The sequence below is a fragment of the Neoactinobaculum massilliense genome (assembly GCF_900604955.1).
Taxonomy (GTDB): domain Bacteria; phylum Actinomycetota; class Actinomycetes; order Actinomycetales; family Actinomycetaceae; genus Neoactinobaculum; species Neoactinobaculum massilliense.
Genome location: NZ_UWPE01000001.1, coordinates 1,460,438 through 1,480,128 on the forward strand (window position 1 = coordinate 1,460,438; position 19,691 = coordinate 1,480,128).

Annotated in this window: 9 protein-coding genes and 2 tRNA genes; 4 read left to right on the forward strand and 7 right to left on the reverse strand. The window is 63.6% G+C overall.

Annotation, left to right across the window (positions count from 1 at the left end):
• Nucleotides 1–112: 112 nt before the first annotated feature.
• Both EIH27_RS08065 and EIH27_RS06305 read right to left on the reverse strand, forming a co-directional pair.
• On the reverse strand, nucleotides 113–2,404 hold the full coding sequence (locus EIH27_RS08065) for a hypothetical protein (protein ID WP_124040034.1): 2,292 nt from the start codon (nucleotides 2,402–2,404) through the stop codon (nucleotides 113–115).
• Nucleotides 2,405–2,412: 8 nt separating this feature from the next.
• On the reverse strand, nucleotides 2,413–3,582 hold the full coding sequence (locus EIH27_RS06305; RefSeq protein WP_124040035.1) for a Yip1 family protein: 1,170 nt from the start codon (nucleotides 3,580–3,582) through the stop codon (nucleotides 2,413–2,415).
• 348 nt (nucleotides 3,583–3,930) lie between these two features.
• On the opposite strand from EIH27_RS06305, the gene EIH27_RS06310 reads away from it, so the two are divergent.
• Nucleotides 3,931–7,026: an FAD-binding and (Fe-S)-binding domain-containing protein gene (locus EIH27_RS06310; protein ID WP_206424897.1), complete on the forward strand. Its 3,096-nt coding sequence runs from the start codon at nucleotides 3,931–3,933 to the stop codon at nucleotides 7,024–7,026.
• 446 nt (nucleotides 7,027–7,472) lie between these two features.
• Here the strand turns inward: EIH27_RS06310 and EIH27_RS07835 are convergent, their stop codons facing one another.
• From EIH27_RS07835 to EIH27_RS06330, 4 genes are all read right to left on the reverse strand, one after another.
• Nucleotides 7,473–11,126 carry a DUF6923 family protein gene (locus tag EIH27_RS07835; RefSeq protein ID WP_164461617.1) on the reverse strand — a complete coding sequence of 1,218 codons (3,654 nt, stop codon included), beginning with the start codon at nucleotides 11,124–11,126 and terminating at the stop codon, nucleotides 7,473–7,475.
• Nucleotides 11,119–11,832 carry an LPXTG cell wall anchor domain-containing protein gene (locus EIH27_RS06320; protein ID WP_124040036.1) on the reverse strand — a complete coding sequence of 238 codons (714 nt, stop codon included), beginning with the start codon at nucleotides 11,830–11,832 and terminating at the stop codon, nucleotides 11,119–11,121. Before EIH27_RS06320 ends, EIH27_RS07835 begins: the two co-directional genes overlap by 8 nt.
• A complete protein-coding gene (locus EIH27_RS06325; protein ID WP_124040037.1) occupies nucleotides 11,829–12,917 on the reverse strand; it encodes a class C sortase in 1,089 nt (362 codons plus the stop codon). Before EIH27_RS06325 ends, EIH27_RS06320 begins: the two co-directional genes overlap by 4 nt.
• A gap of 129 nt (nucleotides 12,918–13,046) precedes the next feature.
• Nucleotides 13,047–14,594, reverse strand: a complete 1,548-nt coding sequence (locus tag EIH27_RS06330; protein WP_124040189.1) for a SpaH/EbpB family LPXTG-anchored major pilin — start codon at nucleotides 14,592–14,594, stop codon at nucleotides 13,047–13,049.
• An 800-nt stretch (nucleotides 14,595–15,394) separates the two neighbouring features.
• On the opposite strand from EIH27_RS06330, the gene EIH27_RS06335 reads away from it, so the two are divergent.
• A tRNA-Ser gene (locus EIH27_RS06335) sits at nucleotides 15,395–15,481 on the forward strand.
• Between the two features lie 721 nt (nucleotides 15,482–16,202).
• On the opposite strand, the gene EIH27_RS06340 is transcribed toward EIH27_RS06335, so the two are convergent.
• Nucleotides 16,203–16,275 (reverse strand) — tRNA-Arg (locus tag EIH27_RS06340).
• A gap of 166 nt (nucleotides 16,276–16,441) precedes the next feature.
• Here EIH27_RS06340 and EIH27_RS07895 point away from each other — a divergent pair.
• Nucleotides 16,442–17,713: a DUF1684 domain-containing protein gene (locus tag EIH27_RS07895; protein WP_124040038.1), complete on the forward strand. Its 1,272-nt coding sequence runs from the start codon at nucleotides 16,442–16,444 to the stop codon at nucleotides 17,711–17,713.
• Nucleotides 17,714–18,288: 575 nt separating this feature from the next.
• Complete coding sequence (locus EIH27_RS06350) at nucleotides 18,289–19,662, forward strand: MFS transporter (protein ID WP_206424898.1); 1,374 nt, start codon at nucleotides 18,289–18,291, stop codon at nucleotides 19,660–19,662.
• The last annotated feature ends 29 nt before the right edge of the window (nucleotides 19,663–19,691 follow it).

A 19,691-nucleotide genomic window follows, 5' to 3' on the forward strand; every position in this document is an offset into this window, starting at 1 on the left:
GAAAGCACGGGCCATTTCCCACGAGGCTCGAATCGGCCGTGCGCCAGAGACTAACCGTCGGGTAGCACAGGGGGCACGCGGCATTGCCGCGTGCCCCCCGCCTGCACTTTTTCTAGATCAGTTCAGATTCGGAGAATTCTCCTGGCAGCCACGGCCGCGCCTGGCCTGGACTACCCGCGGCATCCCCCGCAGCCCCAGTACCGAACCCACCGGTGAAACCAGCCGCAGACTGATCACCCGGCTGGCCAGAACCCGCCTGCGTGGCACTGGCCTTGCCAGCACCAGCTGCACCAGCGCTCACACCGAATGAGCCGCCAACCTGTCCGGTATCAGCGCCAAATTGCCCAGCCCCAGCGCCGGATCCAGTACCGGCCCCGGCGCCATCCGCCTGGAACTGTGCAGCGTTAGCCCGCTTTACCTTCGCCGCCCGCAGGGCAGCCGCGATCCTCTTGCGGAAGATCAGCACCAGCACAATGGCCGCGAGAACTAGTAGCGCCACCACACCCCAGATGATGAGCGGAATGAGCGTGATCCCGTTTCCAGCAGCAATCAGCGAAATGGAACCATCCACTGCCTTAAGGGCGCTGCCCGCAGTATCACCGCTCGCCGAAGCGCCACCGTCAGATGAACTGCCAGCTGTATCCGAGCCACCCGCGGCAGCCGAACCACTCGAGCCACCCGACGCACCGTCGCCCGCGGCGTCGCCGGAACCATCCGAGCTATCCCCGGCCTTGAACGTGGCCGTGCGGCCCTTGATGGTCCACCCGGATGCATTGGACTTATCCGCATCAAACCTGTTGCCGAACGGAAGGGTGACCGTGGCCTCAACGCTCCCCACAGAAGCATGCGGCACCAGGTCATACACATTGACGTTCCAGACAATCGCGTAATCCGCGATTGTCCGCCCCAGCTGCGTATACGGCTGCAGCAGCTGCCCGGCCGCCGACGAATCCGCCAGCCCCAGGTTCATGGTCAACAAATCGCTGACCGTATCCTTCCCCTTGGTGCCGGCCACGGAGACCGTGTAGGTGACGTTCTTCTTGTCGCTGTCCTGTTCGACGTCGTCCGCACCCGTGCTCTTCTTCAACGCGTCAGGAATCGCGTCCCCGAACGCATCCGCATCCTCCTGCGGCACCGTGAACTGGTACTCGCTGGTCAGGTTGCGGCTGAGGTCCATGGAGAGATCGGCCGTAAGCTTGCTGACCGACACGCCGCGCGTGAAGGAAGCAGTCCCACCGCCATCCAGCGTCACCTCGGTGCGGCCGGAATCATTCGCGCTACCATCCGCGGACGTCCAGCCGGCGGGTGCAACCACGTGAACGGCAAGATCGTCAGAACTGGACACTACGCCGGCGGCGTTCACGTGCACCGTGTAGTCCGTGCCGATCGTCAGCGCCTGTGCGTCCGGCTTCTTCTCCTTGACGGCCAGCGTGGCTGAGTCATCCCCCAGGGCCGTGCGGAGCCCCGCCTGCGCGGCCTTGAGATCGGCGGCGTCGAAGGAAATCGAGTAGCCGGCCGTGCCGTGGGGCGAATCCTGCTCGGACACGTCCGCACGTGTCCCGCCCTCCGGCGTGGCGCCCTTGAGGAACGTCTGCTGTGCCTCCTGCGCGGGACCGTTCACGTCATAGCTGGGCGTGTACACAACGACCACACCGTAGGTGCCGTTCTCCTTCACATCCAGCGTCACGTCCACGTACTTGAACGTGTAGTCCTTCGCGTCATCAACGCTCGCGGAATCCGTATCCGAGGCGGAGTACTCCTTGCCAGCGATGGTCACCACCGTTGAGCCGGGAGAATCAAATACGAGTGTCTCATTCTCCTGGTCCACAACGCCGTCGGCCACGAGGTATTGCGGTAGCCACGCGAGCAGATCACGAGAGGTGAAGTTCTCCTTCAGCGAGTCACCCTGGAGGAGGCCGTTATCTCCGGTTGAGAACGAAACCGTCGGCTCCGTATCATCGCCCGACGCCGCCAGCAGCGCGGCCGCCTTTTCCTGGTAGTCCGCGATCGAGCTGAATGTGAGCGTAAAGGTACCGGTGTAGTTGGTGCCGTCGTTCGTCATCCCCGAGTAGCTGAGCCCCGCCGGCACGTGCTGCTTAATCGAGGCGTCCACGGCGTCCATGCCACCGTGGATATATCCCGTGTCCGACGACGTCGCATCCGCCGCGTCCTGGGTGGACATGGTGAGTGTCATGACGCGCGAGCCGGCGCCCTTTTCATCGAGCGTGAGTTTGGTGTCCACTTTCGCGCCGCACGCCGTGAGGAGCACGAGTGCCAGCACGACGAGGAGGGCCAACGCGAGCTGCTTGACGCGTTGAGGAAGGGGACGGCCGGTATGTCCGCCGGCACGTTCAAGTCCGGCCACACCGCGAAAGAGCCCACTTCCACTTGCATTTCTAGTCATGATTCCCCCTAGAGCAGGCTGGAGACGGTGTTGATGCCCACCGCGTTCCAGCAGCCCATGGCCACCCGTACCTGAAGGATTACCTGAAGGATGATGACGCCGCTCCAACCGAGCACCATGGGGAGCATCGGAGAACGGGTGAGCCGCGCCGCGCGATTCATACCCACGTATGCGGTGAACACCTGGAAGAAGAACAGCGGCAGTGCGATCACGCCGAGCACCACCGCCATCACGACGGCTAAGCCAGCGGAGGACGTGAAGGCATAGACCAGGTCGGCCAGGATGTAGTAGGCGATGTACGGCGAGGATACCGCCGCCACAATCCGCAGTGCGTCACCGTAGGGAGTTTGAGCGCCGCGTACGCGCAACGCAAGGGTGATCACGCCGGCCAAGCCGAAGTAGCCGATCGCGCTCACCACCACCACGAGAAGAAAAATCTCCACGTTTGCACCGAAGGAGAGGCTCATATTGTAGGTGCCGCCGCCGAACTGAGACTTCACGGCGCGGATGCTCGCGGCCGTGATAAACGGTCCGAGCAGCCCCTGGAGCAGCCCCAGCAGAATCGCATTCACCCACCAGAAGTGGGGCGTGGCAAAGGCTTCGTGCAGCGCCTCCAGCGGCCTGCCGCTCACCACTCGAGCCAGCACCACGAATTGAGCCTTAAGCGCGGCCAGGAGCGTTGCGCCAACTGAGGGGCCTGCGGCGACGCCGGGGCGGCCCAGCTGGCCGAGTTGGCCCGGTTGACCTGGCTGCTGGCCAGGTTGGGCCGGGTGCTGGCCCGGCTGGCCGCTGAACTGGTTCGGCTGCGGATAAGGCGCGGCGTGGTTCGTTGGCTGTGGGTAGGGTGCGGTGGGCTGGCCAGGCTGCGGCATCTGACCAATCTGCTGCGGGAGGGGCTGCGTGCGCTGGTAGGCCGGCGGCAGCGGTGCCGTGGGCTGATAGTTTCCCGCCTGCTGCGCGTAGCCTCCCGGCTGAGGCGGGAGTGGGGCGGTGGGCTGGGTTCCCGGTTGCCCGTATACCTGCTGCGGGGTGCCCTGCGGTTGGAATACCGGCGGCTGCGAAACCGCCTCTTCCGATTGCGCTGGGTTCACCTGTGCTGGATTCGTTTGCGCCGAGTCCGATCGCTCGCCATCGCCCGCATTAGGTGGCGTGGAGGCGATTCCTTCGTTGTCGCCCATGGGATTTCCTTTCATTGCGTGGATTCAATAGTGGTGAGGCTATTGATGAGAGGAGGCCGCATCGTCACGGTGCGGGCAGTCCCCTATTCACTCTATGCCCTGCCGGTACAGCATCCTCAACACTTTCTTACCCCCATTTGTCCGCTATCTCGCGGCGCGTGCACATGCTGGACAGGTCGATTCGCGCCCGCCGCGGCGTCGTCGGAAACGGATCCCCGGAAGCACGGACCACAACGACGTCGGGAACAGACGGAAACCAGGCAGGAGAGACGGCGTCGAATGCACGGTTTATGCAACAGATTGCGCGCACAAATCCGCGCTACGGTCCGCGCCACGTACCTTGGCAATATGACCATGAACACACACCCGTACGGGGCAGGATCGCCGATCACAGTGTCGCTGGCCCCATATTCGCGGGATTTCGAGCGCTTTGAACAGGACCTCAACGGCGAGGCCATCAGTCCCATCCCCACCACGGTGCGGCGCATTGACCGGCTGGCCAAAGCACACGACGCCTCGCACTACCTCCTCATTCCACAGGGCATCGTCAAGCCAAAAAATGCGGAGGACGTGGCGGACATTATGCGCTCCGCCTTCCACACTGGCATGGGCGTGACGTTCCGGAGCGGGGGTACGTCGCTGTCGGGCCAGGCGCAGTCCGATCAGGTGCTGGTGGATACGCGGCAGAACTTCCGCGGCATCAAGGTGCTGGACGGCGGGGCGCGCGTGCGCGTACAACCGGGCGCCACCATCGGAATGGTGAACGCCGTGCTGGCGCGCTACAAGCGGAAGCTCGGGCCGGATCCGGCCAGCTCGGCGGCGTGCACCGTGGGCGGCGTGGTGGCCAACAACTCCTCGGGCATGCACTGCGGCACCCAGTTCAACACGTACAAAACGCTTGATTCCCTGGTATTTATTCTTCCCGACGGCACCATGATTGACACCGCGGATGCGGACGCCAATGCCCAGCTGCGCGCGAAGGAGCCGAAGCTGTTTGACGGCCTACTGCGCATTCGTAAAGAAATTCTGGCCAAGCCGGCGCTGGTAAAGAAAATCGAGCACCAGTACACGATGAAGAACACGATGGGCTACGGGATGAACTCGTTCCTCGATTATGAGGAACCCATCGATATCTTCGCCCACCTCCTCATTGGTTCCGAGGGGACACTCGCCTACATTGCCTCCGCCACCTTCAACACGCTGGAGATCAAGCCGAAGGTGTCCACCGGACTGCTGGTGTTCAACAACCTGATCGACGCCGCCTCCGCGGTGCCGCAGCTGGTCGCGGACGGCTTCGAGACCGCGGAACTGCTAGACGCAACATCCATCAAGGTGGCCCAGCGCAGCGGTGCGGTGGCCGAATCTCTCGCCAAGATCGACGTAACCGAGCAGGCCGCGCTGCTGGTGGAGTTCACCGGCGAATCCGAGGCGGAGCTGGCGGACCGGTTTGCTAAGGCGCGCCCGCACCTGGAGCGCATGCCGCTGAATTCTCCGGTGGATATGACGTCGGACCCGAAGGAGCGCACCCTCCTATGGGCCGCCCGCAATAGCCTGTACGCGGCCGTGGCCGGCGCCCGCCCCACCGGCACCAATGCACTCCTCGAGGATGTGGCCGTCCCGGTGGCGGAGCTGGGTGAAACCTGCCAGCAGCTCTCGGATCTGTTCACCGACCACAACTACCCGGGTTCCGTCATTTTCGGGCACGCAAAGGACGGCAACGTTCACTTCATGCTCAACGAGCAGTTCCGGGACGCGGAGAAGCTGCAGCGCTACCGCCGCTTCACCGAGGACATGGTGGATCTCATCCTCGGGCACGATGGTTCCCTCAAAGCCGAGCACGGCACCGGCCGCATCATGGCACCCTACGTGGAGCGTCAGTTCGGGCCGGAGCTGTACGGGATGATGCGGCACGTAAAGGCGCTCGCCGATCCGCACGGCATGCTCAACCCCGGCGTGATTATCACCGATGATCCAGATCTCTACGTGGAGCACCTCAAGGTGGCCGAGGAGATCGAAAAGGTGGCAGACCGCTGCGTGGAGTGCGGCTACTGCGAACCGGTGTGCCCGTCCCGCGATCTCACGCTCACCCCACGCCAGCGCATCGTGATCCGCCGTGAGATGGCCGCCGCGAAGATGCGTGGAGACACGGATACCTACAACGAACTGGCCAAGGACTGGCGCTACGACGGCGAGGACACCTGCGCGGTAGACGGCATGTGCCTCACCCGTTGCCCCGTGGGTATTAACACCGGTGATCTCATCCGCGAACTGCGGGCCAAGGATTCCTCCGCACTTGGAAACAAGGCCTGGGCCGCGATGGTGGGCGCCTGGAGCACCGCGAACCGGACGCTGGGCGGAGCGCTGTCCACCGCCGGCGCACTGCCTGCCGCCCTACCGACGACGGTCACGAAGCTGGCGCGCAAGGTGCTGCCCACCGAGCTGGTACCCCAGTATTCATCGCAGCTTCCGCGGGGTGGCACGGCTCGGCGCCCGCACCACGACGCCGAGCCCAGCTTCGTACTATTCCCCGCCTGCGTGAATTCCATGTTTGGCGGCGTGAATGGGCGCGGGGAGGCTAAGCGCATGAATGCCTCCGCAGCCCTAGAACGGTTGGCGCGGCGGGCCGGGATCCGGTATGAGATCCCCGACGGCATCGCCGGACTATGCTGCGGCACCCCATGGAAGTCCAAGGGCATGCTGGACGGCTACCACCTAATGAGTGACAAGGTGCTGGATGCACTGTGGACCGCCAGCCGCGGCGGCACGCTGCCCATCGTGTGCGACGCCGCCTCCTGCACCGAAGGGCTCATGGTCATGCGTAACACGGTCGCCGAGGCGATTAGGAGCGGTTCTGCCGCTCGCGGCGGGGCTGGGAGCGGCAGCGCGGAGGCCGCAGGCGGCTCCGGTTCCAGGCACGACGACGCCGCAGCACGCGCAACCACGGTAACAGGCGCCCCGGAGTCACGTAGTAGCCGTGGTGGCTCGGGCGACACGCGCGACTTCTCTAAGCTCCGCTTTGTGGATTCCGTGCAGTTCGCGCTGGAGGAACTGCTGCCCCGCCTGAAGATTCGGCGGAAGGTGCCCGTGCTCGCCCTCCACCCCACGTGCTCGCTCACGCACATGGGGCTGAACGACGTGCTGCAGAAGCTCGGCGACGCCGTCGCCGATCATGCGGAAGTCCCCGTCGGCTGGGGCTGCTGCGGGTATGCCGGTGATCGCGGCATGCTGCACCCCGAGCTGAACCACTCGGCCACCCGGCAGGAAGCGGCCGAACTGGCGCGGGATGAGGCCGAGGGCCACGGCTTTACGGCTTACGCGTCCGTCAACCGCACCTGCGAGCAGGGTATGACGGAGGCCACCGGCCACACCTACCAGAATCTGCTCCAGTTGCTGGAGTGGGCCACGCGCGAGCACGCGGACCTGGCCGAGATCCAGAGCAAGTAGGTAGTTGGCGCGGCGGGCGGCCGGCCGGGATTCCCTGGCTGGCCGCCCGCTTTGCGTTTGCAGGTGGTTAGGGTCGTTTGCAGGTGACCCAACCACCTGCAAAGGACATTAAAGGCCATTAAACCCGGTGTGGAAGGGGAGAGCCAGCCGGCAGAAGCACGTTGGCGGGCGGTTAGGGCCGTTTAAAGGTGACCCAACCACCCGCAAACAGCATTAAAGGCCTTTAAGGCAGTCATGATGAAGGCCACCAACCGCTTTAAAGGCCATTAAAGCGGCACAGAGAAACGGCGGCCGGACCAAGCAGCCCGGCCGGTGGGCTACCTGGCCCGGTGCGAGCAGACAGACTACTGGCCGGGTGGGGATTCCCCACCCGGCCAGTCCGCCATTCCGGGCCGTTAGCCCGTTCACCGTTCCGGGCCGTTAGCCTGCCCGGCCCAGGGCCTCAGTTACTTCCGCCGACGCCCGCTCAACGCAGCCGCCCCGGCGCACGCCAGCAGCAGTGCTCCCACGGCCAGCACCGGGCCAACGCCCGCGCCACCCATGTTGGGCAGATCGCCCTTGGTCACGTCGGCAATCCGCAGCGTTGCCGTACCGCCCCACGTGACAGTGGCGCTATCCACGCTCACGAACGGCTGGCTCGCGGCCGTTGCAACCACCAGCGTCCCGCCGGACTTCTCCATGACCGCCACGCTGGCCGTGCCGTTGCCGTTGTCCTTGATCTGGATGAACAGGGAGGACGGCAGCAGCGAGTAGCCCTCGGGCGCCTTCACCTCGTCAATGCCGTAGTAGCCGGCGCCGAGCTTGTAGCTCCCATCCGCCTCCACCGTCAGCGCGCTGGAATCCGTCTGGTTACCCTTCGCGTCCACCGCATACACCCGGAAGTCCGCACCCGCGAGCGCCGTGGCGACGTCGTCGGCAGAAACCTTCTGCAGCTGCAGCGACACGTCCTCGGGAGTGGAGGGCGGCTCAATGGGCACGCAATCCTCGTCCGTGTGGACCTTGGAATTGTTGACATCATTGAGGCTGGCCGTGTTGAACAGGCCTTCCTGTGCCGTGCCGGAGCCCTTCGCACCGATGCACTGCAGGTGGCCCCACTGGTTGGTGTCGCTCACCTTGGCCTCGGGCCGCATCGTGTAGAGGTAGACCACTTCCCAGTAGTCATTCGTGCCAGCTGCGAGCGTCATCTGGTCCGACGACGTCGTTCCCTTCTGCGCGTTGTAGGTACCGGTGATGGAGATCGGGTTACCCGTGGGATCAAACGCCGCACTGCCCGGATCATAGGCATCGCCGAGCGCGATGGTGCTGGACGTCCAGGTCACATTGGCGCCGGCACCGGCCGCGTCCTTCTTCTTGATGATGACGTAGGCGGGCTTCACGTCCTCGGTGAACTGCGGGGTATCCGTCAGGACGTACGGCAGTGCCGTATTGCCCGGGTTCTTGGCGATGAGGTCGTAGCGCACCGTCTGATAGGTGGTGCCGTTCACGGTCATGGTGCCCGCACTGTCACCGGTATCAATACCGCCCGAACCGTTGGCGTCCACGGCCTTCTTCTCCAGCCCCAGGCTGCATAGGCTCGCCTCGGAGGTGTTGTTGGCCGTAATGTCATCCGCATCATTCGGGATGAGCGTCATAACGTTCGTGACGCACTGGTTATCGGACGCCTCCATGGCCGCGCTGAACTCCACCTCCACCGTGTGGTGGGCGGGGAGACGCCCGAACTGAAGCTGCGCGGTGTATTGGTAGGTGACGCATCTCTTAATGAGCCACCCGGTGTATTCAGTACATACCGATGCACCGCTCGAAGTCATCGCCACGTCGAAGGTGGAATCCGTAATGTCCGTAGCACTACCCACCTGCACATCGCTGAAGCTCGAATCGAACTGGTCGTTTACCAGGAAACCGGAGGAACCGACGTCGGAATTATTGGTGACCGCCACCTTCCAGTACATCCGGCCGTTCTCATACCGTTCGGCTGTCTTCTCGATGCTGAGATCCGGGTTGAGGCCCGTCACCAGGCCGGTGCTGGTGCCGTCGGTGTTATATGACTTCGGCGCGTTGGACTGCACACCCACCAACTCGAATGTGGGCGTGGTGGCGGCCGGATTTGTCACCTTGATCTGGATACTGGTGGAGTTGGCGCCGCTGGAACCCGTACCGAATCCAAGGTTGCCGTTGCCGTAGGTCCACGCTTTGCCCCACTGGTACCCGGTGGGGATGCTCACTCCCGCTATTGTGGTCAGGCTCGTGATATCCCAGGTTTTCGTGGCGCCCGTGGTGAGGTCGATGCGCTCGATATACACCTTGCTAGTCCCGGACACCCAGGAGTGCTGGATGCCCCAGGCGTACTTATTGGCACTGGCGGAACTATAGGCACTGTTCGGCAGAATCGCGTGGTCCTCGGACCGTGCACACCAGGTGGCACTGGAGGTCTGCTGGCACCGCGCCGAGGTGGAGCGCTGAGCCGTGGCGGTCACATTGTTAATGTCCACCTTGTAGAGCGCCCCAGAACCGGACATGGACGCGTTCGCCACCCACAACTGGCCGTTGGCGTCGAAGAAACCGGTGGAGATGCCGCCCCACAGGTCGTTTGGCCAGGCACCGTTGCGCTGTCCGGCAATGCCGTAGCCGGTGCCGTTCGCGGCCGTGATCTGGCCGAGGTCATACACATCGCCCGTCACCGGGTCGATCTGGAGCAGATGACCGGCCGGGAAGCAGGGATCCTCATCGGTGATGGTGTTGCCGTCCGATCCCTTCCACACGCCGATACGCCCCTGGGACACGCCGTAAATCCAGTTGTCCTGTTGGTTGTAAGCGATCGCGTTGACGATCCAGCCCGTGGGACTCCCGATGGGAATGAACGCGTCGGAGGCGGAGCCCTGATAGTAGAGCTGCGTTTGGCTGCGGTTCTGGCCACCGGACGGCGTACCGTCCGCGTTCAAGCTACTCACCACGTAGGTGCGGTTGCCCTGCGCCTTCTCCCAGTCCGTGAGCGTGCGCGCCGGCTGCTTACCGGACACCGAGTAGTTGGTCATGGCCGGCACGGTGCCGCCATTGATGTCCGTCAGGTTCTGCCCCGTGCACACCGAAGGGTTCTGCGCTGTCTTGTTCTTGATATAGGCGCCCATGGTGGGGCACGCCTCGTTCTGCATGCCGGGCACGGTTACCCAAATCTGGGTCTGGGTGTCCTCCAGCGCGAATCGCACGATCGGCTGCTTCATCATGAGGTACATGACGTTGCCGTCCACCACCACGTCAAAGTCACTGCCGGCGTTGTAGGTCACGTTGTTGTACTTAACCGAAATTTTGGACGTGTCCAGGGACGAGGGGATTGCGTTCGCGTACGTGAGCGTGAGCAGGTCCACCTGCGTGCCCTTCGTCCAGTAGCCGAAGCTCCGCGCGATTGCCTGGCCCTGGTACATGCCGCGGTAGCACTGCACGGTATTCCAGTCGAAGGTGACGGGTGAGTAGTTCCCCATCGGCACGGGTCCCGTTTCACTTGGGGACGACGACGCCGACGCGCTCGGCGTAGGCGTGGCGGATGGCGACGCGGTGGTGGCGGTCGGGCTGGGCGTCGCCGTGGTGGGCGTGGCCGTCGGGGTTGCCGACGTGGATGGCTGGGTGGTGGTGGGCGCCGACTCCGTACCCACGTATGTGGCCGTCACGCTTGCATTGCGGCTGTATTGCCCCGCCCATGGCCACACCACCCGGAGCGTATCGCCCGGGCTCATGGTGATGGGTTTGGCAAAGCTGACGGTCACCGAGCGCTTGTCCGAACTCAGTGAGAGCGACGGCGAGTATGCGGAGACCGAGCTTCCGTTGAGTGCAAGCGAGCTCAGGTACGCACTCGCCAGCGAACTGGTGCCGGTGAACAGGAGCGTTTCGCTGGACGCCAGTGTCACGGTGGCGGAGGAGATGGTGGCCTGCTGACTCACGCTGAGGTTCATCTGCTCGGCGTCCATGGTGGTGTAGTAGGACGCGGTGGCGCTCATGGTGCCGTTAGCTTGCGCGGCCGTATTACCCAGCGTGATGCTGCCAACGGCCACGGCCAGAACGGCCAGGATTGCCACGAGCAGCCGGCGGACCTTGGATACGTTACGCATGCGAAACCTCCCGATTCTTGCGGCGGAGGAGGAAGCCAGCGCCGAGCAGTACGGCCGCGATAATGACCGCACCGGTTACATTTGCACCGGTCCACGGCAACTTTCCGGATGGTGAGCCCGGCGTAGCGGACGGCCCTGACGTAGTGGGTGTTGCGGACGCGCCCGGTGAAGCCGGCACGTTCTTAGCATCAACCACCACGCGCCGGTTCCATGCCGAACCGTTGGCGGTGGGAAGCAGCAGAAGCATGGGCTCCACCGCGAAGTAGGAATGGGTGGGATCGGCGGGGGCGGCCGTGCGCACCAGGTAGAGGCCCGGCGTGAGGTTGGAGAACTGAACCGCGCCCGTACTGCTTGTGCGCGCACTCGTGGCCTCCACCAGCTGGCCGTCCGAAATATCACCCACATTGAGCCCCGCTGCCGCGTCAAGCCCGGCCGTGGTGGATAGATCCACACCGGTCACCCGCGCAACGGTCACCGTGTATCCGTCCACCCCGCCATGGGGCAGCTCCCCCGGCAGCGGATCGTTATAGGGGTTGGGTGGTGTGAGCTGCACCGTGAGGTCCACCGGCGCCGCACTGAAGCGCGTCACCTCGGGCCATGCTTTCCCGGGCTCCTGTCCGGTCACGGCCGCGGCGTGTGCGGACGGCATCCCAGCCAGCCCGAGCAGCAGCGCTAGCAGCACCACCGCAATCCTCCGCTTCATCATGAATGTTCTCCTTCGGCCGAGTCCCCCGCGTCCTTCACGTCGTCCTCGGTACCTAAACCTGCGCGCGGCACATCCGTGCCCGACACGCCACCTGCCCTATCGGTCCCGTCGGCACCGGCCGCACCGAACCCGGAACGTTCCGCTTCGGCGTCGGCGGACCCCGGGCCCGCACTACCGGCACCAGCCGCACCTACGGTAGCGAGCATGTGCTTCGGCGTCGTTGCTACCACTACCTTGGCGCCAGCACGCCGCGCCGCCTTCACCTGCCGCACCATCCACCACACCACCAGCACCACGGCCACCAGAATGGCGATCATCCACCACTGCCATACCAGGCCGGGAGCGTCGAAGGCCTGCTGAGCCTCGGTGGCATCAAGCGGTGCGCGCTCCCCCGTCACCAACAGACGATGTGTGTTAATGCCGTAGGGCGTGCACGTGATGAGTGTGAGAAGATCCTTGCCGTCCTGAATCTTCAGGGAATCGGTTTCACTGGGCAGGACCACTCGAATGTCATTGACGATGTATTTGAGCTGCTCGCCGTAAACGGACACGTAGATCGCATCCCCCTTCTTCACCTTCGGCAGGTTGTCGAAGAGGGTGGCGGTAGAAATACCCGAATGGCCGGTGAGAACTGCATGCGTACCCGTACCGCCAACAGGTAGCGAGGTGCCGTAGAGGTGTCCAACGCCCTTCTGCAGCACCTCCTCCGTGGTGCCGTGGTAGACGGGCAGATTGACCCCGATGGAGGGGATGGCCACCTGGGCCATGACGTCCTCCTCGTTGAGCATGGACAGGTACCGCTGATAATCGGCATTGTCCTCGCTCACGCGCGCCAGCCACGGGTCAAGGATGGCTCCACGCGCGAAGTTCTTGTTGTAATCTCGCGCCGAGGCGAGGGCGCTCTCGAGTTTCACGGAGGGCACGGATTCAATTGCGCGCCCGTAGCTCTGCGACACTCGGATCTGCTCAAGGTTCTTAAGCTGAGTCACTACTACCGGGTAGAGGAGGACAGCAATAGCCGCAATTGCGAGCACCAGCGTGGCCACCAGGTTGGTGGTACGCGCCTTACGTTCTGCCTGCTGCATTGACTGTCCTCCTCTCCGGACTTACACGGTGCCGCACCTACGTACGAACCGCGGGCGACGTCGTACACCAACGCCGCGGCGAACCGGCGTGGGCGGAGACCCCGCCCACAACCGGCCCGCGCTAGTTAGTTAGGCAACCTTCTTGTTGCGACGGGACACCACATAGGCGCCGCCGAGCAGAGCCGCACCAATCACCACGATGAGGGCGATGCCCTGACCACCGGTGAGCGGGAGGGACGGGGTGCTGGACGCGGTGTTCGTGATGGCCGGGAGGGCCTTAATGTTCACCGGCGTAGCCGCATCCTGGAGCTCAGCCTTCGTGAGGGTGAACTTCGTGATGGCTGCGTCGCCCTCGGGGAGCACGTAGCCCGCAGGCGCCGCCGTCTCCTTCAGGCAGAAGGATGGCTGCGTGGCGGCCGCATTGTCCGCGAAGTCGGTCACGTGGAGGCCGTCAATGACAGCCTGGCCGTTGGTATCCGTGGTGAAGCTGGTGGCGTTGTTGACCGTGAGAGCATTGCCCTGGAGACCAGCCTCGGTTGCATCCGTGCACTGGTAGAGCTCGAAGGTGGCGCCGGAAAGCGCCTTGCCATCAAGACCGGTCTTGTTGATCTGGACCTTGCCCAAGTAGGTATCCACGGTGTTGCCCGGGACCGTAATATCCGTATCGGAGCCGGAGGCGTTCGGGTTGTTGTAAATGAGCGATGCCGTGTTCTCAATCTTGCCATTGGAATCTCCAATGGCCTTGATCTTGGCGGTGATCGTGGTGGTCACCGTGGCGCCGTTCGTCAGCTTGGCGAGGCCGGCCTCAGTGAAGCTGATGGTGAACTGCGGGGCCGTGGCACTCGTAGTAACCGTGTAATCGTCACCCTCGGTGAACACCGTGTCACCCTGAACAACCTTCGCTACCGCACCATCAGACACGTCAGTGTTGTTCGTGTTGGCATCGCCGGCATTAATAGAGTCGGTGATCACGTACTTCGTACGCTTGGAGTTATCAGCAACCGAGGGCACCGAAGTGTTGATCGTGTAGGTGATTGTGTCACCAACATTCTTGCCGGCATCCTGCACGGACTTCACAACCGTGGCGTTCGTATTCTTCGGATACACGTTGACGTCATAGTTCCAGGACTTGCCATCCGAGGACGTCATCGGGACACGCACCACGAACGGGGCGGACTTGGCAATACCCGTCACGGCCTGACCGTTCGCCGTGGCGCCAGATACGTCAGACTCCTCCACCAGGTACACGCCCACCGGGACGGCCTGGGAGACGGACCCATCGGCACCCGTAGTCACCGTGTAGGTGGTGTCAGTGGTGAGAGCGGCGGCATCATCGGCCGTCAGCGTGGAAGCCGTCTTGAGATTCGCCTGATTGGACAGATCAAGGTTCAGCTTGGTGATCTTGAACTGGACTCCAGCAAGCGGAGTACCGCTCACGTTGTCCTGTACCTCGCCATTGGCGGCGCCACCCACCGCGGTGGGATTGAGGTACTTGTGGATGTTGATGGAACCAGTCTTGGTTACGTCAATATTTCCGGCACCCAGGGTGCTGGTGGTATCAGCACCCGACGTCTCGCCCGCGGCAAACGCCCGCGTGGACACGCCCAGGAGTGCAAGAAGTGCGGCCAGCGCGGTTGCGACGAGCAACCGAAGCGTGGACGTCCCCTGCTTCTTCATCTTTGCCCCTTTTCTACTTTCTGTAGGACAGATTTCTATAAGCCAGCCGATTCATCCGGCTGGGGTTACCCGGGCCTCAGAACTGGGTGACTGAACTCAGCCACCGCCCTACGTCCAGAAGACGCATACGATGTCCGGCTGATTATTCATGAGGAGCGGAGATTCACCGCCCCTCTGAGATAGAAGAATAAGATTTCCTCGGCCAGTTTTCTAGTAGTTCTAATTTTAAATGCCCAATGTTGCACAATTCACGCGCGAAAGTACTTTCCACTGGTTTAGCAGGGAAAATGCCCCCCCCGCTACAAATGTTTGGTCCACTTGGGTCGGGTGAACATTCTTTCTCTATCCGATATTCACATAATTGCGCAGACCTTTGTTAACGACGTGGAGATATAACTTTTCTATTCACATAGCGAAATTTCATTTCAGGAATTAGGCCTGCACCTTTTAGCGTCAGTGACCCGCACCACTCCACCTTGTTGGGCCATCGGAGTCTGCGGCACAGCTATACGGGCTCAACCCTCCCCAATGCGCGTTCGCAGGCGGTTAGTGCGATTTAAAGGTGACCTAACCACCTGCCAACCGCATTAAAGGCCTTTAAAGCAGCTATAGGGCGAACTGACCACCCGCTAAATACACCAAAGACCTTTAAAGCAGTCCTTACGGGACCGCCAACCGCACTAAAGGCCTTTAAAGCAGACACGGTGAGGGCCATCGAATCCACCGACTGTGAGTTTCCCCCGCGCCCGCGCACAGGACTGGCACCGACGGCTTAAATGCGGGTAGGCTCAGGAAGTCCAGGAGACGTGCCTGAGTGGCCGATAGGGGCACCCTGCTAAGGTGTTAATCGCATGAGCGGTTCGAGGGTTCGAATCCCTCCGTCTCCGCCCCTGGTTCCCCGGGTCTCAATGAGATCCGGGGTTTCCTTTTGTTTCCAACGGTTTCACGCCATTTGCCCAACCTAGACGGTGTGCCAGTAATACCCCGTTCGGTCCTGTTTAGTCCTAGAACCCGATACCCGTGTCATGAAGCCGTCCAACGCTAACGCCATGATGCTCATGGACGAGGACGAGTGGGCCCCCGCCCGGCTCCGGTCCCCTGCTGGAGGGACCTGTCCAGGCTCAAGATATCCACTGGGGAGCCCACCGGGCTCGGATCCCGCACTGAGTAGAGTTCGGCCGACCCCGGCGACCCGCTGAGCGGAGCTTGCCCAGCCTGGGTGACCCGCTAAGTGAAGTTCGCCCAGCCTGGGTGACCCGCTGAAACCGCAGAAAACTTTTCAGTTGACGCAAAACTTCCGCTTTCCACCCCTCACAGGCCCTCAAACCGGAAGTTTTCCGTCAACTGAACAAAAAACCATCAACTCAACACACATCAACCCGTCCCCCAGAACGACGGTGGCGAACGGGGAGCTGACGGCGTCGTCGGAAAATATGCGGTAATGCGGGAAGAGCCACGCGAAACGGAAAAGCGTGCGGCGAAGCCGTGAGCACTAGTCGCGTAAGAATGCGGAATAAACGTCGCGAGAAAATTCCTGGCGCGTCGTCACCGCACCCACCAATACAAAACTAGCTCTTGGCAGGGAGCGAATCACCGGCCAAGAGCTTGTGCGCCCGAAGGGATTCGAACCCCCGACCCTCTGATCCGTAGTCAGATGCTCTATCCACTGAGCTACGGGCGCAACCGCCGCGGTGTTCCGCAACGACGGATAAAAGTATAAGCGGTCTGCGGTAAACAGCCAACTATACGCGTGGGAGATTGCCATCACATTACAATGCCAGTCTCGGAGAGGGACCCGGGCGAGCGAGTGCGGTGAGGGACCCGGGCGGACGTGAAAGAATGCCCGCATGAACGAGCAGGCGGAAGCGGACGCCCAGGCATGGCACGCATGGCACGAATATCGCAACAAAGATTTGGCGAGCCCGCACGGTTGGCTGACGCTGACGTCGTACACATGGTTGGGGGACGCGGCCGCGCGAGTGCCCGGTTTCCCCGGCGAATGGCGCGCGGACGGAGCCTTGGACCTTGGTATCCAGCGGGACGACGCCGTCGTGGGCGCCTACGCGACAGGCAGCGGCGCGGGGTGTGGCACGGACAGCAGTGCGGGACACAGTGCGAGAGCCGTCGCAGTGCCGGGCGATGCGGGCGTGGACACCCCGGCGCTAAAAGATACAGCAACCACACCGACGTCGGGCGACACGGTAGTAACCCAGACCCCCGACAACACGGCAGTCATCCCGGCCCCTGACCACACTGCCGCCCCGGTGCCCGCCGGCGCACCAGCCATCCTGCCCGGAGATACATCGCTCACTCCGGTGCCCGGCGACGCGGTGACCATGGCGGACCGGCCGGACCCGAGCGCCGTCGGGTACCCCGCTGTCGAGGTGCGATTCGCCCCCGAGGACGGCGTGACGCAGAACGGCCAGCCGGCCACCAGCGTGCGCATCACCCTGGGCGAGGACGAGTCCGACTTTTCCCTGAGTTGGCAAGGAAAAGTTGCCGAGGTGGGGATGCGCGGCGGACGCTACATGGTGCGTGTGCGCGATCCTGAGACGCCCGTGCGGCGTGAATTCGTCGGCGTGCCCACGTTCCCCTACGATCCGACCGCGGTGGTGGAAGCTGCGTTCACGCCGTATCCCGCCCCGCGTCACGTCTGCATTGGCACGGCGCGGCCGGGTCTGGGTGGCGTGGCCACGCTGGTGGGTGAGGTGCGCTTTACGTACGACGGCGTCGCGGTCACGCTTGCGGTGTCCGGCGATCCGGCGGACGAGCTAACGGCCATTTTCTATGACCGCACGAATGGCCAGGAAACCGCGGCCTGGCGATTCGTTTCGTTCCCGGGGCCAAATGCCGTTGGTACGACGCCGACAGGGCCCGCCGGCGCGCCGCCAAGCGACGAGGTGCACTCGGCGGGTGACGCGCACGGCCGGGCACCTGGGAAGGTGTGCGGGGACGCGACTGGGAAAGCGCGCGGCGGCGTGGCGCAGAGGGTGCAGATTGATTTCAACCGCTCGCTCAATTTCCCCGCCGCCTTCACGGATTTCGGCACCTGCCCGCGACCGGTGCCGGCCAACGTCGTACCGGTGGCGATGCGCGCCGGCGAGTGTCGCTATCGCTAGCACTTGAATCTCCACGGCCCAGGTCGCTTCGATGACCAGGCACTTTCGCTAGCGCTTAGCCATTCGCGTAGCGCCTGGCCCTTCGCGTAGCGCCCGGCTATTCGTGTAGCGCCTGGCCCTTCGCGGAACCTATCCCGCGGGCATCTCCCAGGCACCATTGCTTTCGCTAGCGCCCGGCAGTCCGGTGGCTGATTCGCCCTGAGACCGGGTTCCGGCCGGTGGTGGCTCTACTACTGCCCGGTTTAAAGGCCATTAAATCGGGTGGTATGGACCGTGTTGCCAAATTGCAGGTGGTTAGTGCAGTTGGAAGGTGGATTAGTCACCCGCAAACGACACTAATCACCCGCGGACCGGTTTAAAGGCCATTAAACCACCTGTCAAAGCCACACCGGCCCCGCTTAATCACCTGCAAACAACGCTAACCGCCTGCGAATCCGCACCAGCCTCACCAACCACCGGTGTGCCCGCCGGAATGGCCCCGGCCTGCCGCTCCGGCCATACTCAGTTGAGGGCGCCCGCCACCACGGTAAAGCCAGGCACCCAGCCGACCGCACCTTGCGGCCACACGGAGGAGCATGATGAGCACACGAGATTCGGCCAATGGCGCCGGCACAGCAAATTTGGCTTATGGGCCCGAGACGACCAATCCTGCAACCCGCGCAGCCCGCCTTCGCCCGGGCCTGTCCCCCTGGCGGATGGTGACGGGCCTGGGCATGGTCTCCCTGTTCGCGGATATCGTGGCCGACGGCGGAAAATCCATTTACGGTCCGTTTCTTGCGTCGCTGGGCGCTTCTGCCCTCGTCGTCGGCGTAGTGACCGGTCTGGCGGAGGGCGCCTCGCTGGTGCTGCGCCTGGCCACCGGCCCGCTGGCGGATAAACGCGGCAATCACTGGTGGTGGACCATCGCGGGGTATCTCCTCACGGCCGTGTGCATCCCACTGCTGGGCGTGGCGCCGTTCGCGGGCGCGGCAGGGGTGACGCTGGCGTCCGTGCTCATCATCGTGGAGCGGGTGGGGAAGGCGATGCGCAGCCCGTCGAAGTCCACCCTGCTTGCGCACGCGGCGAAGGCGGTGGGGCGCGGCAAGGGCTTCGGCGTGCACAAGTTCCTCGACATGGTGGGCGCGTGCACGGGCCCGATCATCGTCTCGGCGGTGTTGGCAGCAACCGGCCGCATGTGGCTGGCGCTCGTGGTGTTGGCGATCCCCGCGGTGATCACGATGGGCATTTTGGTGTGGCTGCGCGGCCGCGTCCCAGATCCGTCTGTGTACGACGCCGCTGCGTCCCGCACTGCCACGTCCAGTTCTAGTTCTGGGGACGACGACGCGGGCGTGGGCGTCGCGCAACAGACGACCACCCAGAAGCTGCGTCATTTCGCCGAGGCGGCCGTGGGCGTTGGGCTGCCCGGCATGTTCTTTGTGTACGCGCTGGCCGTGGGTCTCACCTCCGGCGGACTGGTCACGTTCGGTATCGCCTCCTACCACATGGAGAAAGCGGGGCTGGTGGCCACCGCCCTCATTCCGCTGGTATTCGCGGCCGCCAACCTGGCCGGGGCACTCGCGGCGCTGGTGAACGGTTGGGCATTCGACAGGCGGGGCGCCCGCGTGCTCTACATCCTGCCGTTCCTCGTGGCAGCCGTGCCGCCCCTGGCGCTTGGCCACTCGACGGCCGGCGCACTGGTGGGTATGGCCGTGTGGGGGTTTGCTACCGGCCTGCAGGATTCCACCATCAAGGCGGTGGTGGCTGAACTGGTTCCGAGCGAGCGCCTCGCCGGCGCATACGGCGTGTTTGCGGCCGTGCAGGGGGCGGCGGCACTGATCGGCGGCATTGTTATTGGCGCGCTGTACGACGCCTCCATTCCCTGGCTCATTGGCGTTGTCGCCGCGGTCCAGGTGGTGGCGCTCGTGCTGCTGGTGATTTCTAACCGGCACCTCCGCCAGGAGCGTGCATAGCTCCGGTGGCGGGTCGTGTCCACGCGCCG

Bases quoted from the DNA above. Each gene is read 5' to 3' on its own strand.
- EIH27_RS07835 (WP_164461617.1), bottom strand. From the start codon at position 11,126: ATGCGTAACGTATCCAAGGTCCGCCGGCTGCTCGTGGCAATCCTGGCC.
- EIH27_RS06305 (WP_124040035.1), bottom strand. From the start codon at position 3,582: ATGGGCGACAACGAAGGAATCGCCTCCACGCCACCTAATGCGGGCGAT.
- EIH27_RS08065 (WP_124040034.1), bottom strand. From the start codon at position 2,404: ATGACTAGAAATGCAAGTGGAAGTGGGCTCTTTCGCGGTGTGGCCGGA.
- EIH27_RS06325 (WP_124040037.1), bottom strand. From the start codon at position 12,917: ATGCAGCAGGCAGAACGTAAGGCGCGTACCACCAACCTGGTGGCCACG.
- EIH27_RS06320 (WP_124040036.1), bottom strand. From the start codon at position 11,832: ATGATGAAGCGGAGGATTGCGGTGGTGCTGCTAGCGCTGCTGCTCGGG.
- EIH27_RS06330 (WP_124040189.1), bottom strand. From the start codon at position 14,594: ATGAAGAAGCAGGGGACGTCCACGCTTCGGTTGCTCGTCGCAACCGCG.
- EIH27_RS06350 (WP_206424898.1), top strand. From the start codon at position 18,289: ATGATGAGCACACGAGATTCGGCCAATGGCGCCGGCACAGCAAATTTG.
- EIH27_RS07895 (WP_124040038.1), top strand. From the start codon at position 16,442: ATGAACGAGCAGGCGGAAGCGGACGCCCAGGCATGGCACGCATGGCAC.
- EIH27_RS06310 (WP_206424897.1), top strand. From the start codon at position 3,931: ATGACCATGAACACACACCCGTACGGGGCAGGATCGCCGATCACAGTG.